This window comes from Streptomyces sp. NBC_00057 (genome assembly GCF_045041165.1).
Taxonomy (GTDB): domain Bacteria; phylum Actinomycetota; class Actinomycetes; order Streptomycetales; family Streptomycetaceae; genus Streptomyces.
This window is the reverse complement of sequence record NZ_CP108256.1, coordinates 3313453-3328489: the sequence shown is the minus strand read 5'-3', so window position 1 is coordinate 3328489 and position 15037 is coordinate 3313453. Positions and strand designations below refer to the sequence as shown.

Sequence of the window (15037 nt, the reverse complement as noted above, 5' to 3'; positions counted from 1 at the left end):
GCTCGTCCGCCTCCGTCACGCCGACCGGAAGTGGTGATACCGGTGATGGACCGCGAACCCCATGCCCTCGTACAGCGCCCGCGCCCCCTCGTTGTCCGTCTCCACCTGGAGCCACGCCGCCGACGCGCCCTCGTCCAGGGCCTTGCGGGCGAGTGCCGTCATCACGGCGGTGGCGAGCCCCCGGCGCCGGTACTCGGGACCGACCTCGACAGCCATGAAGCCGGCCCACCGCCCGTCCACCACGCACCGCCCGATCGCCGCGGGCGGTGCGCCCTCGGTGTCACCGGGCACCGAGGCGAACCACACCGAGGGACCGCCGCGCAGCACCTTCAGGACGTGCGGCCCCGGGGTGTCGAAGCGCTGATAGCGGGAGAGCCAGGTCTCGTCGAGGTCCCGGCTCAGCCGCACCTGCGACACATCCGCGTCCAGATCACCGATCGGCGCCAGCGCGGCGATTCGTACCTCCGCCGTCACCTCGCGCCGCCATCCGCGCTGCTCCAGCTCCGCGCAGAGCTGTTCCTGGGTGCCCTCGGCGCCGGTCGCGGTCTGGATGTACGCGGGCAGGTCCCGCTCCCCGTACCACTGCCGGACGCGCTCGAGCGCCTCGTCGAGCGGTACGCCCGGATCGCCGAGCGGCAGCACGGAGTTGGCGCGCCGGGTGAAACCCTGCGCGGCGCGCAGGGTCCAGTCGCCCAGCGGCTCGCTCTCCACCGGCTGCCAGGCGCGGGCACAGACGGGCGCGAGCTCGTCGAAGGAGGCCGCCGGGCCGCGCCGCCGGGCCGGGGCGGCGGGCACGACCTTGCCCGCCACCAGCGTCGTTTCCGTGATGCGGACAAAGTCACCGCTCTTCGTCGTGATCGACAGCACACCGCTGTCCCAGGATGTGAGAACACCGACAGTGTCGGTGAACTTCGGCCCCTGCGAGCCGCGCTCGGCCGTACGCCGGACTGATACCCGTTTGCCCACGTCAGCCGGTGTAATTCGGACTTCGAGTTGTCCGCCGATGGTGAATTCCACAGCTCCGTCCGCCCCTCCTGTTCGGTTCGTGCCCGGGAACGGAGATACTAGGGGCGGGCATCGACGACGCCGCGCTCCCGCGCGAGAGCCAACGCCCTACCGAGGAGGAACGACAGCGTGACCTACGTCATCGCGCAGCCTTGTGTCGACGTAAAGGACAAGGCCTGCATCGAAGAGTGCCCCGTCGACTGCATCTACGAGGGCCAGCGGTCCTTGTACATCCACCCGGACGAATGCGTCGACTGTGGAGCCTGTGAGCCGGTGTGCCCGGTCGAGGCAATCTTCTACGAGGACGACACCCCGGAGGAGTGGAAGGACTACTACAAGGCGAACGTCGAGTTCTTCGACGACCTCGGGTCGCCCGGTGGTGCCTCCAAGCTGGGCCTGATCGAACGCGACCACGCGTTCATTGCTGCGCTGCCGCCGCAGAACCAGTAGTCAGCGGCCGGCACGTGCGTCGCCCCGGTCCCGTACGGCTCGTCACCGTGCGGGACCGAGGCGTTTCCACGCCCGAGCGCCCCGAGCAACCCTCGGAACCCCCGTACGAGAAAGCAGAGATCCGTGTCCGCAGTCTCCTCCCGTCTCCCGGTCTTCCCCTGGGACAAGCTCGCGCCCTACAAGTCGACGGCCGCCGCCCACCCGGACGGCATCGTGGACCTGTCCGTCGGCACGCCCGTCGACCCGGTGCCCGAGCTGATCCAGCGGGCGCTCGTCGCCGCCGCGGACAGCCCCGGCTATCCGACGGTGTGGGGGACCGCCGAGCTGCGTGACGCGATCACCGGCTGGGTGGAGCGGCGGCTCGGTGCGGTCGGGGTGGCGCACGAGAACGTCCTGCCGGTCGTCGGGTCCAAGGAGCTGGTGGCCTGGCTGCCGACGCAGCTCGGTCTCGGCGCGGGCGACAAGGTGGCGTACCCGCGCCTCGCCTACCCGACGTACGAGGTGGGCGCCCGGCTCTGCGGCGCCGAGCCCGTCGTCTACGACGACCCGACGGAGCTGGACCCGGCCGGCCTGAAGCTGCTCTGGCTCAACTCGCCGTCCAACCCGACCGGTCGTGTCCTGTCCAAGGACGAGCTGATCCGGATCGTCGCCTGGGCGCGCGAGCACGACGTGCTGGTCTTCAGCGACGAGTGCTACCTGGAGCTGGGCTGGGAGGCGGAACCCGTCTCCGTACTGCATCCGGACGTCTGCGGCGGTACGTACGAGGGCATCGTCGCCGTCCACTCGCTCTCCAAGCGCTCCAACCTGGCCGGATACCGCGCGGCCTTCATCGCGGGCGACGCGGCCGTGCTCGGCGAACTGCTGCTGATCCGCAAGCACGGCGGAATGATGACGCCGGCCCCCGTCCAGGCGGCGACCGTCGCGGCGCTCGGCGACGACGAGCACGTCGCCGAGCAGCGGACCCGGTACGCGGACCGGCGCGCGGCCCTGCGCACTGCGCTGGAGGCCCACGGCTTCCGGATCGAGCACAGCGAGGCGAGCCTCTACCTGTGGGCTACGCGCGACGAGCCGTGCTGGGAGACCGTGGCGCACCTGGCGGAGCTCGGCATTCTGGTGGCACCGGGCGACTTCTACGGGACGGCCGGTGACCGCTTCGTACGCGTCGCGTTCACGGCGACGGACGAGCGGGTGGCCGCCGCGGTCAAGCGGCTGGCCCGATAGCAGGCGGTACACGCGAGGGGCCTCGGGAGTGCGCACTCCCGAGGCCCCTCGGTGTGAGGTGCCGACGGACCGGGTCAGCCGATCGGCAGACCCTGGGTGGGCAGGCCCTGCACGGGCAGGCCGCCCTTGGGCGCGGCACCGGCGGCGCCGCCGAGGACCTCGCCCGCGCTGCCCGCGGCACCGCCGGCGGCGTTCTGCACGGTGGGGGCGGCCTGGGCGCCGGCCTTGTCGACGGTCTTGCCCGCGGCCGGGAGGGTCGTCCCGACGATCTTGCCGCCGGTCTCGCCCGCCGCCTTGGTGCCCTGCTGGGACGCGCCGTCGACCGTCTTTCCGAGGCCGGCGCCGTCGACGGTGGTCAGGCCGCCGAGCTCCGGGGCCTGCGGGAGCCCCGCGGCACCTGCGGCACCGGCCGCACCGACCACGGGGGCTGCACCCGCGGCGATCAGCAGCGCGGCACGGGCGATCCGGCGGGTCAGGGGGAGGGACATGATGCTCCTTCGACGGGATGAGGAATCTGTCTGTCCGTTGACCGGACGCAATGACAACCGTCGCAAGGGTGGGGGAGGTTGCGGTGGGCCGAGGTAAAGAGTCGACAATGCGTCACATAATCCACAGCGGAGGAACCCCGGCATACACCGCATTCCCGGATGGCCCGATGAACCGTCACTTCCCTTTGCTCGCAAGGGAAGTGGGGAATCGCGGAGAGGGGACGGGAGATGACGCGCCAGGGGGCGTTCCGCGCCGACCGAATAACGCCTTCGGGCGACCGTCCGCACTAGCGTGCGAGCCGCATACGGACCTCGGTGGTGCCCGATTCCGTATGCTCCGTCCGCCAGCCCGACCCGGCCTTCCATACCCGGCCCGCGTACGCGACCTCGTCCAGGCGGAGTGCCTCGGACTGCGCGACCGCCCAGTGCGCGAGCTCCCAGCCGCGCCGCGCCGCGTCGTCGTCCCCGGAGGCGCGGGCCGCCCGCACCGGCACCGAGACCGTGCTCGTCGCCGACGCACCGGCCGCGGTCTTCCCGTCCCCCGGCGACGGCTTCTTCGCGGGCAGCACATCCTTGCCGAAGGTGCGGACCAGCTCCGCCCGCACCTTCGCCGCATCGGCCTTCGCAGCCGTCGTCCGCGGCGGCGTGCAGTTCAGCGCGGCAGGCGTACGGCCGGTCAGCGCGGCCGCCAGCAACGCCGCATCCGGCTCGTGCTTCGCGTACGCCTGCGGGAAACCGCTGCGCTGGACCCGCTGCGCGGCGACCGTCAGCGGCAGCCGTGAATAGCCGGGGACCTCGGCCAGATGCCGGTAGAACTCCCCCGCGGAGTAGACCGGGTCCAGGATCTGCTTCTCGGTGCCCCAGCCCTGCGAAGGACGCTGCTGGAACAGCCCCAGCGAGTCCCGGTCCCCGTGCTCGATATTGCGCAGCCCGGACTCCTGCAACGCGGTCGCCAGCGCGATCGTCACCGCCCGCTCCGGCATCCCGCGCGAGGTGCCGACTGCGGAGATCGTCGCGGCGTTCGAAGCCTGCTCCGGGCTCATCCGATACGTACGGCCGTTGCCGGCCGAACCGTCGGCGGACTCCACGGTGCACCCTTCGGTGACCTTGCTGCCGGATATGTACTGCACAGTCAGATAGCCGGCCAGTGCGGCGAGCACGACAAAAGCAGCCGCGATACGGAAGAGGCGGCTGCGGCCGGTGTGTCGGCGGGCGGGGGAGACGGTCCGGGGCACGGAGCCACCGTACTGGAGTGCCCGGCCGGGGCCGAGGGCCCAGTCCTTTAGGGTCGGTTCCATGCCCGAAAGCACGCTTGACCTCACCCTGGACGGCCCGGCGCTCACCGCCCGGCTCGTCGACTTCCCGTCGGTCAGCGGTCAGGAGGAGGAGCTCGCCGATGCGATCGAGTCGGCGCTGCGCACCCTCCCGCATCTGACCGTCGACCGGCACGGCAACAACGTCGTGGCCCGGACGAACCTGGGCCGTGCCGAGCGGGTCGTGCTTGCCGGGCACATCGACACTGTGCCGATCGCCGACAATGTGCCGTCCCGGCTCGACGACGACGGTGTGCTGTGGGGCTGCGGCACCTCCGACATGAAGTCGGGCGTCGCCGTCCAGCTGAGGATCGCCGCGACCGTGCCCGAGCCCAACCGCGACCTCACCTTCGTGTTCTACGACAACGAAGAGGTCGCCGCGCACCTCAACGGGCTCGGCCACGTGGCCGACGCCCACCCCGAGTGGCTCGCCGGAGACTTCGCGGTCCTCCTGGAGGGCACCGACGGCCAGGTCGAGGGCGGCTGCCAGGGCACTCTGCGGGTCTTCCTCCGCACCGAGGGGGAGCGGGCCCACTCCGCCCGCAGCTGGATGGGGTCCAACGCCATCCACGCCGCCGCCCCGATCCTGGCCCGCCTCGCCGCGTACGAACCGCGCCGCCCGGTCATCGACGGTCTCGAATACCGCGAGGGCCTCAATGCCGTACGGATCGAGGGGGGCGTCGCCAACAACGTCATCCCGGACGCGTGCACCGTCGTCGTCAACTACCGGTACGCCCCCGACCGCACCGCCGAGAAGGCGCTGGCCCACGTCCACGAGGTCTTCGCGGGCTGCGGCGTCGTCGAATTCACCGTCGACGACCACTCGGGCGCGGCCATGCCAGGTCTCTCCCACCCGGCTGCCGAGGCGTTCATGGCGGCGGTCGGCGGCACCGCCCACCCCAAGTTCGGCTGGACCGACGTCTCCCGCTTCAGCTCCCTCGGCGTCCCCGCGGTGAACTACGGACCCGGTGACCCGCTCCTTGCGCACAAGCGCAACGAGCATGTGGCGGTCGACCGGATCACCCACTGCGAGGAGCGGCTCCGCTCCTGGCTCACCAACTGACCCACGGCATTCCCCTGTCCGTAACCTCCGCCGATCTACCCTGACCTGACACAGATGGTCATCGATCGTCGTCGGAGGGAGCAGGTCATGGGCAACCCCGAGGGAGCGCACGTCCCCGAGGAGCAGCGGCAGGGCCCGGTACTGCGCCGCAGGGACCAGGTACAGCCCGGCACCACCGATCAGCGGCTGCTGGATACCGAGGGCGACTCCGAGTGGGTGCACACCGACCCATGGCGGGTGATGCGCATCCAGTCGGAGTTCGTCGAAGGATTCGGAGCCCTTGCCGAGCTGCCGAGCGCCATCAGCGTCTTCGGCTCGGCCCGCACCCCGGCCGGCGGGCCGGACTACGAGGCGGGCGTAAGGATCGGCAAGGCCCTGGTCGAGGCCGGCTTCGCGGTGATCACCGGGGGCGGCCCCGGAGCCATGGAAGCGGCGAACAAGGGGGCGCGGGAGGCGAAGGGCGTCTCGGTCGGCCTCGGTATCGAGCTGCCCTTCGAGTCCGGCCTCAACCCGCACGTCGATATCGGCGTGAACTTCCGCTACTTTTTTGTCCGAAAAACGATGTTCGTGAAGTATGCCCAGGGATTCGTCGTTCTGCCCGGCGGTCTCGGCACCCTGGACGAGCTCTTCGAGGCCCTCACCCTCGTCCAGACGGGCAAGGTCACCCGCTTCCCGATCGTGCTGTTCGGCACCGCGTACTGGAGCGGGCTCGTGGACTGGCTGCGGGACACGGTGGTGGCGCAGGGCAAGGCGTCCGAGCACGACCTGCTGCTGTTCCACGTCACGGACGACGTGGACGAGGCGGTCAACCTCGTGACGAAGGAGGTCGGCCGGTAGTTCAAGCCCCTCCGGCGATTGAGGAGCGGGGTCCGGGGCAGAGCCCCGGTTTCGGGAAGGGGCGGGCAGGGGACAAGGCCCGCCGCAGACCCCCCGCCCTCCCCGCCACCTCACGCCCCGACTACGCCAGCCCCCTCCGTGCCACCGCCGGCTCCCGGTGCCCCGCGATGGACGCCACCATGTCCAGCACCTGCCGCGTCTCCGCCACCTCGTGCACCCGGTACACCTGCGCCCCCAGCCACGCGGACACGGCCGTCGTCGCCAGCGTCCCGATCACCCGTTCCTTCACCGGCCGGTCGAGCGCCTCCCCGACGAAGTCCTTGTTGGACAGCGATACGAGAACCGGCCAGCCGGTCTCCGCCATCTCGCCGAGCCGACGCGTCGCCTCCAGCGAATGCCGGGTGTTCTTCCCGAAGTCATGACCGGGGTCGATCATGATCCCGTCCGGCCGCACCCCGAGTCCGACCGCCCGCTCGGCCAGCCCCAGCGTCACCCGCAGGATGTCCGCCATCACGTCGTCGTACGCGATCCGGTGCGGCCGGGTCCGCGGCTCGGCGCCACCCGCGTGCGTACACACCAGACCGGCGCCGTACCGCGCGGCGACCTCTGCGAGCTTCGGATCGACGCCGCCCCACGCGTCGTTCAGCACATCCGCACCGGCCTCGCAGACCGCCTCGCCGACATCGTGGCGCCAGGTGTCGACGCTGATCACCACATCCGGGTGGCGGCGCCGCACCTCCGCGACGAAACCCACCGTGCGACGGGCCTCTTCCTCGGCGGTCACCTCTTCACCGGGGCCCGCCTTCACACCCCCGATGTCGACGATCGCCGCGCCGTCCGCGATCGCCTGCTCGACCCGGGCCAGCGCCGGCTCGTCCTGGAACGTCGCGCCCTGGTCGTAGAAGGAGTCCGGGGTGCGGTTCACGATCGCCATGATCACCGGCTCGTGCGCACCGAATTCACGCCGCCCCAGCCTGAGCGCACCGCTTCGCATCCCGTGATTCTCCTCTGGTAGATCGCCCCGTGGGTCGCCTGCGACCCTAACTGTCAGCACCGCATGGCACGATCGGACCCGGACAGGTTTCCGCTCCCGGGGAGATACGCGTGTTCTGGTTCTTGCTGCTGGCGATGGTGGTGGTCGTGGCCGCGGTCACCCTCGCGGTGGTCGGCGGAGGGAAGAGCACCGTCCTGCAGGACGTGGCGCCCGAGCAACTGACCGACCCCCTGCCCGCGACGCGCCCGGTCGGCCGCGCGGATGTCGAGGCGCTGCGGCTGCCGGTGGCCGTACGCGGCTATCGCATGACGGATGTCGACGAGGTGCTCGGCCGGCTCGGCGCCGAGCTCGCCGAGCGGGACGCGCGGATCGCGGAACTGCAGTCGGCGCTGGCCGGCGCGCAGCCGACCGTGGTCGGCGGCCCCGATCTCCTCAAGCGGCCGCAGGACCGGCCGCAGCTGACGCGAGAGCGGCCGGAGGACCGTCCGAGAGCGCCGTGGGAGGCGCCCCGACAGGAACACCAGCAGGACCCGCAGCGGACAGAGCACCCCGGAGAGGAGTCCCAGCGATGAGCGGCGACGCAGAAGCGGCCCCGGACGGCGGTCTGCGCTGCCCGTGGGGGCTTTCCACCGAGGACTACCTCACGTACCACGACACCGAATGGGGCCGCCCCGTCCACGGCGACGACGCCCTCTTCGAACGGCTCTGCCTGGAGGCCTTCCAGTCGGGCCTTTCCTGGCTGACGATCCTGCGCCGCCGGGAGGGCTTCCGCTCCGCCTTCGCCGGGTTCAAGATCCCCGCGGTGGCGGAGTTCAGCGACGCCGACAAGGAGCGCCTCCTCGCCGACGCCGGCATCATCCGCAACCGGGCGAAGATCGACGCGACCCTCGCCAACGCCAAGGTGCTGGCCGGCTGGCGCGCCGGCGAGCTGGACGAGCTGATCTGGTCCTACGCCCCCGACCCGGCAGGCCGCCCGGCCCCGCGCACCGTCGGCGACGTTCCCGCGGTCACCCCGGAGTCCACGGCGCTGGCCAAGGACCTCAAGAAGCGCGGTCTGCGCTTCGTCGGACCCACGACGGCCTACGCCCTGATGCAGGCCTGCGGCCTGGTCGACGACCACCTGGCCGACTGCGTGGCGCGCGGCACCGGGGCGTAGACCCGCGCCGGCGGCTACCGGCCGAGGTACTTCGGCTTCTCCTTGTTCAGGAACGCCTGCACCGCGATCGTGTGGTCCTCGGACGCGCCCGCCTTCGTCTGGAGCTCGTCCTCCTTCTCCAGCGCCTCGCTCAGCGAGTGACCGGCGCCGTAGGCCAGGGACTCCTTCAGCGCTGCGTACGCCACCGTGGGACCGGACGCCAGGGTGCGGGCCACGGCGGCGGCCTCCGCGGCCAGGTCGGCGGCGGGCACCAGCTTGTTCACGATGCCCAGCTCATGGGCGTCCTGCGCGGAGACCGAGCGCGGGAAGAGCAGCAGGTCGGCGGCGCGGCTCTGCCCGATCAGGCGGGGCAGCGTCCAGGAGACGCCCGAGTCGGCGGTGAGGGCGACCCCGGCGAACGAGGTGTTGAACGAGGCGGTGTCGGCGACCACCCGGTAGTCGCAGGCGAGCGCGAACCCGAAACCGGCACCGGCGGCGACACCGTTGACCCCGGCGACGACCGGCTTGGGCATCTCGGTGATGGCCCGCACGATCGGGTTGTAGTGCTCCTGCACGGTGCTCAGCGCGTTGCCGCTGCCGGACTCACGGGCCTCGTCGAGCTTGCCGACGTGCTCCTTCAGATCCTGGCCGACGCAGAAGGCGCGCCCGGTCGCGGTGAGCAGAACGGCCCGTACGGCGGTGTCGGCCGCCGCGGACTTCAGCGCGTCACGGAGTGCCACCTTGGCCGCGGTGTTCATGGCGTTCATCGCGTCGGGACGGTTGATCGTGATTGTCGCGAGTCCGTCGCTCACTTCGTAGAGCACGCTGTCCGCCATCTGGTCGGCCATTTCGCTGTCCCCTCTGCACCTTGGGCAATGCCTGTCCAGGCAAGCATGGCCGACTCGGGCGGGAGCGAACATGTGACCTGCGTCTAACAATTGCGCCCCGATGGAGGGGTGAAGGGGATGGAGTATCGCAGCTGGATCGCCGAATTGGGTGGTTTTGAGAGAGCGCGTTGCGCAAGCGATGCCGACCGATGTTGGTCATTGGGGTCTGTGATGCGGGATAATGGCCTGGAAGCAATGTGTTCGATGCCGGTGACACAGCGCCTGTCATGGGGCCGCCGGTTGCGATGAGCTGGTTTCAGGAAGGGGAACGAGCATGGCGGCCATGAAGCCGCGGACGGGCGACGGCCCGCTCGAGGTGACAAAGGAGGGGCGGGGCATCGTCATGCGCGTTCCGCTCGAAGGCGGCGGTCGGCTTGTCGTGGAGCTGACTCCGGACGAGGCCGATGCACTCGGCGATGCCCTCAAGAAGGTCGTCGGCTGAGCAGAGGCGCCCACACTTCATCACTGCCCCGGCACGGTGTCCGTGCCGGGGCAGTGATGCGTTCCCACTCGACAGAATCAAGCCCGTCCGGCGATTGAGGACACCCGGCCGCCCCAGGCACGGGGGACACGGGGCAAGAACCTGCCCCCCAGCCGGCCCCTCAGCCCCGCCGCACCGCGCACAGCAACCCGTCGCCCACCGGCAGCAACGTCGCCATCAGCTCCTGGCTCTCCCGCACCGCACGCAGCAGCTCCCGCAGTCGCAGCACCTCCGCGGGCTGCGCCGCCGAGTCGACCGTACGACCGTCCGCGAAGACACCCTCGAAGCAGACCAGGCCACCGGGTCGCAGCAGGCGCAACGATTCAGCGAGGCAGTCCAGGCTCTCCAGCCGGTCGCCGTCGCAGAACACCAGGTCGTATCCGCCGTCCGCGAGCCGCGGCAGTACGTCCAGGGCACGGCCGGGAATGAAGCGGGCCCGATTGGCGGCGAACCCCGCGGCCCGGAACGCCGCACGGGCGAACTGCTGGCGCTCGGGCTCCGGGTCGACCGTGGTCAGCACCCCGTCGGGCCGCATGCCGTGCAGCAGATAGAGTCCGGACACGCCGGTCCCGGTGCCGATCTCGGCCACCGCTTTGGCGTCCGTCGTAGCAGCGAGCAAGCGCAGCGCGGCGCCGGTACCTGGCGACACCGAGCGGAGCCCTGCCTCCCGAGCCCGGTCCCGGGCCCAGTGCAATGCTTCGTCCTCGGCGACAAAGGCGTCGGCGAACGCCCAGCTCGTCTGCCGGTTGGCGGTAATGACCCTCTCCTGTCCCCGTAGTTGGCGCAACGGTGACTGTATCCGCTGCACCCGGGAACCCGCAGATGGGACCGGGCGTTATGGAGGGGCAGGGGAAAGCCCGTGGAACCGGCCCGCAGATCGGGTCCGGGAGACACGGGCCGGCGGTTCCCGGGGTGATCCCCGGCCCCAGCAGGAAAAAGGCTTATCCGGAGCTAACGGGCGAGGTGGCTATGGTAGGGGCTCCACTGGACACCACCAGAGCCGATAGGGGAGGTGCGGCTGCGCCTGTGGATCGGGGAGGAGTGCTGCGGCGCTTTCTCGGATCGGCGGGTGAGCCGAAATCCGTGACCAACATCGCTGACCGTTCTTCCAGCAAATCCGCGCCGACCGCGACCTTCGCCTCAGATGCGGACTCCCAGGTGTGGACGCCGCCCTCATGGGAAGAGATCGTCAGCACGCACAGCGGCCGTGTCTATCGCCTTGCCTACCGGCTGACGGGCAACCAGCACGATGCGGAGGACCTCACGCAGGAGGTCTTCGTACGCGTGTTCCGGTCGCTGTCGACCTATACGCCGGGCACCTTCGAGGGCTGGCTGCACCGCATCACGACCAACCTGTTCCTGGACTTGGTCCGTCGTAAGCAGCGGATCCGCTTCGACTCCCTCGGCGACGACGCCGCCGAGCGGCTGCCGAGCCGTGAACCGTCCCCGCAGCAGGTCTTCAACGACACCCACTTCGACGCGGATGTGCAGCAGGCGCTGGACACCCTTGCGCCCGAATTCCGTGCCGCTGTCGTGCTCTGTGACATCGAGGGCCTCTCGTACGAGGAGATCGCCGCGACGCTGGGCGTGAAGCTCGGTACCGTGCGCAGCCGTATCCACCGCGGTCGCTCGCATCTGCGCAAGGCGCTGCAGCACCGTTCGCCCGAGGCCCGTGCCGAGCAGCGCTCGCTGGCGGGCGCGATCCTGGCAGGGGAGGGCGGAACGGCGTGAGTGGCACAGTTCCGACCCCTGCGGAACAACACCTGGGGGACCGGCTTGCCGCGCTTGTCGACGGTGAGCTGAAACACGACGCCCGAGAGCGGGTGCTCGCCCACCTCGCGACCTGCGCCAAGTGCAAGGCCGAGGCTGCCGCCCAGCGACGCCTGAAGAGTGTCTTCGCACAGTCGGCCCCGCCTTCGCCGTCCGAGGGATTCCTCGCCCGGCTGCAGGGCCTTCCCGGGGGGCCAGGGGGTGACGACGACAACCGGGGGAAACCATTCGGCGGCTCCGGGCGCTTCGCCGACGGGCTCTTCCCCATGATCCAGCCGTCCGGGAGCCGCACGGATTCGCCGGGGAATTCGCCACTGGGGAGTTTTGGCTTCCTCCCGGCCCCGCACGGTTCGACCGCCGTACTGCCGGGTGGCTCCTCCCGTTCGGGCTTCCGGATCCATGAGGTCGGCCGTGAGGGGGACCGGTCGCCGTGGCGCGGCCGGAGGTTCGCCTTCGCAGCGGCCAGCGCCGTATCGCTGGCGGCCATCGCCCTGGGCGGTGCCCTGCCGACGGGGGCGGGTCCCAGCTCCCCGGCCCGGGCCGCGGGCGCCGGGAACACGGTGAACCCGCTCGACACCGCATCCCGCAGCGAGAGCGGCAGCTCGGTGAGCCGCCGCGGCGGTGGCAGCCAGGGCACCCTTGCCGCAACGGAGGCGGGCGACCGCTCGACCGCAGCCGCTGCCCCACCACCCCCCGCGCCGGAGTCCACACCGGCGGTGCCTTCTACCGCTCCCGCGCTGCTCTCCACGGGAAGTCTCGCGGGGAGCACCTTCGCCGTTCAGGTCCTGACCAATGTGTCCGCGCCACCGCTGATACGCCCGACCGGCACCACCCCGCTCTTCGCCCAGGCGCTCGGACGACTGGCCTCACAGCCCCCGGAGCCCTCCGCGCCGCCGTCCTGGACGCCGCCGTCGGCCTCGACCCTCCCCACCCCCGCCGATCGCGGCATGCCGCTTTCCTCCCGGCGCTGACCGGGGTCTGCGCCGGGGTCTGCGCAGACATTCGCAAACCTGGTTGAATTCCGGGAGGAATTCCGGGACGGACGCCCCTGCCGGGGCGTGCGGAGGCCAGACGCGGCAGTTGCGGGGAGAGCATGGAAGACGGGAAGTCCACCGGGCCGAAGGCGAAGTGGTGGAGCCGGCCCACGGCGGGAGGCACCACCCGCACCGCGCCGGACGAGCCGATCCCCGTCGAGGACGCGGCGCCCACGGTCGATGTGACCGGCGCGACGGCCGTGACGGAAGCACACGCAGCCGACGCGCCCCCTCAGCCGCCGGCACCTGAGCCGGTGTCATCCCCGCCCGCACCCGAGCCCGTGGCGTCCGTAGCGGCCACGCAGGCCGTGGCACCACTGCACGAGCCCGATCAGTACAGCACCCCGCCGTACGGTGGACCCGGCCCCTGGGCGCCCGCACCACCCGTACAGCGACCGGTCCCGACCCCGGCACACGGCACCCCCGTACCCCCGCAGTACGCGGGTACGAACGGCGCCGGCATCCCCACCTCACCAGCCCCCGGTTTCACGCCCCCGCCTCAGCAGCCGCAGCCACAGTCGACGCAGTGGCTCCAGTACGATCCCTGGGGTGCGCCCCGGCAGCCGCTGACCAATCCGGGCCCGCCGCTCGGGGCCGACGGCGGCCGCAAGAAGAACCGCCGCGGCTCCCTCCTCGTCGGTGCGGTGCTGCTCGCACTGGTGGCGGGCGGCATCGGCGGCGGCATCGGCGCCTACATCGAGCGCAACGGCGGCCTGACCCAGGTCGAGCTTCCGCAGACCGGTCACAACAGCGGCGGCCGCGCCCCCGACAGCGTCGCGGGCATCGCCGCCAGCGCCCTGCCCAGCGTGGTCACTCTCCATGTCAGTGGCACCACCGAATCCGGCACCGGTACCGGCTTCGTTCTCGACAACTCCGGCCACATCCTCACCAACAACCATGTCGTCGCCCCGGCCGGGTCCTCCGGCGAGATCACTGTGACGTTCAGCGGCGGCGAGACCGCGCGCGCCGAAGTCGTCGGCAAGGACAGCGGCTACGACTTGGCCGTGGTCAAGGTCACCGGTGTCTCGGGCCTCAAGCCGCTGCCGCTGGGCAACTCCGACAATGTGCAGGTCGGCGACCCCGTGGTGGCCATCGGCGCACCCTTCGACCTGTCCAACACGGTGACCTCCGGCATCATCAGCGCCAAGGACCGGCCGATCACCGCGGGCGGCGAGAAGGGCGACGGCAGCGACATCAGTTACGTCGACGCGCTGCAGACCGATGCCCCGATCAACCCGGGCAACTCCGGTGGTCCGCTCGTCGACGCCGACGCCCATGTCATAGGCATCAACAGCGCCATCCGTGCCGCCGACAGCGGTTCGAGCACCGAGGGCGGGCAGGCAGGGTCCATCGGTCTCGGCTTCGCCATCCCGATCAACCAGGGCAAGCGGGTCGCCGAGGAACTGATCAACACGGGGAAGGCCACGCACCCGGTGATCGGCGTCACATTGGACATGAAGTACACGGGGGACGGCGCCAGGGTCGGTACGAAGGGTGCGGCCGGTAAGCCCGCGGTGACGCCCGACGGGCCCGGTGCCAAGGCCGGGATCGAGCCGGGGGACGTCATCACCGAGGTCGACGGCAGGCGGGTGCACAGCGGCGAGGAGCTGATCGTGAAGATACGCGCCCACCGGCCCGGCGACCGTCTGGACCTCGGCCTGACCCGTGGTGGTAAAGACCTGTCCATCTCTTTGACTCTTGGTTCGGCAACCGGCACGTGACAGCCACGGCACGCTACCGCGCGGACAGTATCGACCGGTACCGTGGGCCGCGTCCGGACCACAACCGACCTGGTCTCGGAGAACACGAGGAGCAACAGGGTGTTCAATGACATAGGCCCACTGGAGCTGGTGACGCTCGCGATCCTGGGCGTGCTGATCTTCGGCCCGGACAAGCTGCCCAAGGTCATCCAGGACGCCTCGCGCTTCATCCGTAAGATCCGTGAGTTCTCGGAGAGTGCCAAGGAGGACATCCGTACGGAGCTCGGCCCGGAGTTCAAGGACTTCGAGTTCGAGGACCTCAACCCCAAGACGTTCGTCCGCAAGCAGCTCATGGACGGCAATGACGATCTGGGGCTGAAGGAGATCCGCGAGAGCTTCGACCTGCGCAAGGATCTGGCCGAGGTCACCGACGCGGTGAACGGCCGGGAGAACGTGGCCGTGGAGTCCGCGGACTCCCGGAGCGGCGTGTCGAGCGGCTCGGCGAGCGCTGCCGCCAACGGCTCCGCCGGTACTCCGGACCTGCTCAAGAAGCGTGAACAGCCCGCGAAGGACGACCGCCCGCCCTTCGACGCAGACGCCACCTGACAGCAGTCAATCCCGGCTCGTCCGGACGGTATGGCTATTCTCCATCTGTCCGG

The 15037-nt window shown here is 70.7% G+C and carries 17 protein-coding genes; 11 read left to right on the top strand and 6 right to left on the bottom strand.

Features of this window, described 5'->3' with window-relative positions:
• Positions 1-15 precede the first annotated feature (15 nt).
• Entirely contained in the window at positions 16-1017 is a 1002-nt protein-coding gene (locus OG953_RS15315) for a GNAT family N-acetyltransferase (protein WP_405684770.1), read from the bottom strand.
• A gap of 117 nt (positions 1018-1134) precedes the next feature.
• Between OG953_RS15315 and fdxA the strand changes: the two genes are divergently transcribed.
• Positions 1135-1455: a ferredoxin gene (gene fdxA, locus OG953_RS15310; RefSeq protein ID WP_018956287.1), complete on the top strand. Its 321-nt coding sequence runs from the start codon at positions 1135-1137 to the stop codon at positions 1453-1455.
• Between the two features lie 123 nt (positions 1456-1578).
• Positions 1579-2676 carry a bifunctional succinyldiaminopimelate transaminase/glutamate-prephenate aminotransferase gene (locus OG953_RS15305; protein ID WP_405684768.1) on the top strand — a complete coding sequence of 366 codons (1098 nt, stop codon included), beginning with the start codon at positions 1579-1581 and terminating at the stop codon, positions 2674-2676.
• Positions 2677-2750: 74 nt separating this feature from the next.
• On the opposite strand, the gene OG953_RS15300 is transcribed toward OG953_RS15305, so the two are convergent.
• Together OG953_RS15300 and OG953_RS15295 are read right to left on the bottom strand one after the other, a co-directional pair.
• Positions 2751-3164 carry an ATP-binding protein gene (locus OG953_RS15300; protein WP_405684767.1) on the bottom strand — a complete coding sequence of 138 codons (414 nt, stop codon included), beginning with the start codon at positions 3162-3164 and terminating at the stop codon, positions 2751-2753.
• Positions 3165-3451: 287 nt separating this feature from the next.
• Complete coding sequence (locus OG953_RS15295) at positions 3452-4399, bottom strand: hypothetical protein (protein ID WP_405691844.1); 948 nt, start codon at positions 4397-4399, stop codon at positions 3452-3454.
• A 61-nt stretch (positions 4400-4460) separates the two neighbouring features.
• Here OG953_RS15295 and dapE point away from each other — a divergent pair, with 61 nt between their 5' ends.
• A complete protein-coding gene (gene dapE, locus OG953_RS15290) occupies positions 4461-5540 on the top strand; it encodes a succinyl-diaminopimelate desuccinylase (RefSeq protein WP_405684765.1) in 1080 nt (359 codons plus the stop codon).
• Positions 5541-5627: 87 nt separating this feature from the next.
• Entirely contained in the window at positions 5628-6377 is a 750-nt protein-coding gene (locus OG953_RS15285; RefSeq protein WP_383967892.1) for a TIGR00730 family Rossman fold protein, read from the top strand.
• A 121-nt stretch (positions 6378-6498) separates the two neighbouring features.
• Here OG953_RS15285 and folP read toward each other — a convergent pair whose 3' ends face one another.
• Positions 6499-7371: a dihydropteroate synthase gene (gene folP, locus OG953_RS15280; RefSeq protein WP_405684764.1), complete on the bottom strand. Its 873-nt coding sequence runs from the start codon at positions 7369-7371 to the stop codon at positions 6499-6501.
• A gap of 110 nt (positions 7372-7481) precedes the next feature.
• On the opposite strand from folP, the gene OG953_RS15275 reads away from it, so the two are divergent.
• Both OG953_RS15275 and OG953_RS15270 read left to right on the top strand, forming a co-directional pair.
• A complete protein-coding gene (locus OG953_RS15275; protein ID WP_405684762.1) occupies positions 7482-7943 on the top strand; it encodes a hypothetical protein in 462 nt (153 codons plus the stop codon).
• Positions 7940-8527, top strand: a complete 588-nt coding sequence (locus OG953_RS15270; protein ID WP_405684761.1) for a DNA-3-methyladenine glycosylase I — start codon at positions 7940-7942, stop codon at positions 8525-8527. The genes OG953_RS15275 and OG953_RS15270 overlap by 4 nt, the downstream gene beginning before the upstream one ends.
• A 14-nt stretch (positions 8528-8541) precedes the next feature.
• Here the strand turns inward: OG953_RS15270 and OG953_RS15265 are convergent, their stop codons facing one another.
• Positions 8542-9354, bottom strand: a complete 813-nt coding sequence (locus OG953_RS15265) for an enoyl-CoA hydratase/isomerase family protein (RefSeq protein ID WP_405684760.1) — start codon at positions 9352-9354, stop codon at positions 8542-8544.
• Positions 9355-9667: 313 nt separating this feature from the next.
• Here OG953_RS15265 and OG953_RS15260 point away from each other — a divergent pair, with 313 nt between their 5' ends.
• Entirely contained in the window at positions 9668-9835 is a 168-nt protein-coding gene (locus OG953_RS15260; protein ID WP_003966491.1) for a DUF3117 domain-containing protein, read from the top strand.
• Between the two features lie 160 nt (positions 9836-9995).
• On the opposite strand, the gene OG953_RS15255 is transcribed toward OG953_RS15260, so the two are convergent.
• Positions 9996-10661 carry an O-methyltransferase gene (locus tag OG953_RS15255; RefSeq protein WP_405684758.1) on the bottom strand — a complete coding sequence of 222 codons (666 nt, stop codon included), beginning with the start codon at positions 10659-10661 and terminating at the stop codon, positions 9996-9998.
• Positions 10662-10843: 182 nt separating this feature from the next.
• On the opposite strand from OG953_RS15255, the gene sigE reads away from it, so the two are divergent.
• The 4 genes from sigE to OG953_RS15235 all read left to right on the top strand — a co-directional run bounded on the left by sigE (position 10844) and on the right by OG953_RS15235 (position 14984).
• On the top strand, positions 10844-11605 hold the full coding sequence (sigE, locus tag OG953_RS15250; protein ID WP_405684756.1) for an RNA polymerase sigma factor SigE: 762 nt from the start codon (positions 10844-10846) through the stop codon (positions 11603-11605).
• Positions 11602-12615: a zf-HC2 domain-containing protein gene (locus OG953_RS15245; RefSeq protein WP_405684755.1), complete on the top strand. Its 1014-nt coding sequence runs from the start codon at positions 11602-11604 to the stop codon at positions 12613-12615. The genes sigE and OG953_RS15245 overlap by 4 nt, the downstream gene beginning before the upstream one ends.
• A 122-nt stretch (positions 12616-12737) precedes the next feature.
• Entirely contained in the window at positions 12738-14399 is a 1662-nt protein-coding gene (locus OG953_RS15240) for a S1C family serine protease (protein ID WP_405684754.1), read from the top strand.
• 99 nt (positions 14400-14498) lie between these two features.
• Positions 14499-14984, top strand: a complete 486-nt coding sequence (locus OG953_RS15235) for a sec-independent translocase (protein ID WP_405684753.1) — start codon at positions 14499-14501, stop codon at positions 14982-14984.
• Positions 14985-15037 lie beyond the last annotated feature (53 nt).

Bases quoted from the DNA above. Each gene is read 5' to 3' on its own strand.
- OG953_RS15300 (WP_405684767.1), bottom strand. From the start codon at position 3,164: ATGTCCCTCCCCCTGACCCGCCGGATCGCCCGTGCCGCGCTGCTGATC.
- dapE (WP_405684765.1), top strand. From the start codon at position 4,461: ATGCCCGAAAGCACGCTTGACCTCACCCTGGACGGCCCGGCGCTCACC.
- OG953_RS15285 (WP_383967892.1), top strand. From the start codon at position 5,628: ATGGGCAACCCCGAGGGAGCGCACGTCCCCGAGGAGCAGCGGCAGGGC.
- folP (WP_405684764.1), bottom strand. From the start codon at position 7,371: ATGCGAAGCGGTGCGCTCAGGCTGGGGCGGCGTGAATTCGGTGCGCAC.
- OG953_RS15270 (WP_405684761.1), top strand. From the start codon at position 7,940: ATGAGCGGCGACGCAGAAGCGGCCCCGGACGGCGGTCTGCGCTGCCCG.
- OG953_RS15265 (WP_405684760.1), bottom strand. From the start codon at position 9,354: ATGGCCGACCAGATGGCGGACAGCGTGCTCTACGAAGTGAGCGACGGA.
- OG953_RS15260 (WP_003966491.1), top strand. From the start codon at position 9,668: ATGGCGGCCATGAAGCCGCGGACGGGCGACGGCCCGCTCGAGGTGACA.
- sigE (WP_405684756.1), top strand. From the start codon at position 10,844: ATGGTAGGGGCTCCACTGGACACCACCAGAGCCGATAGGGGAGGTGCG.
- OG953_RS15240 (WP_405684754.1), top strand. From the start codon at position 12,738: ATGGAAGACGGGAAGTCCACCGGGCCGAAGGCGAAGTGGTGGAGCCGG.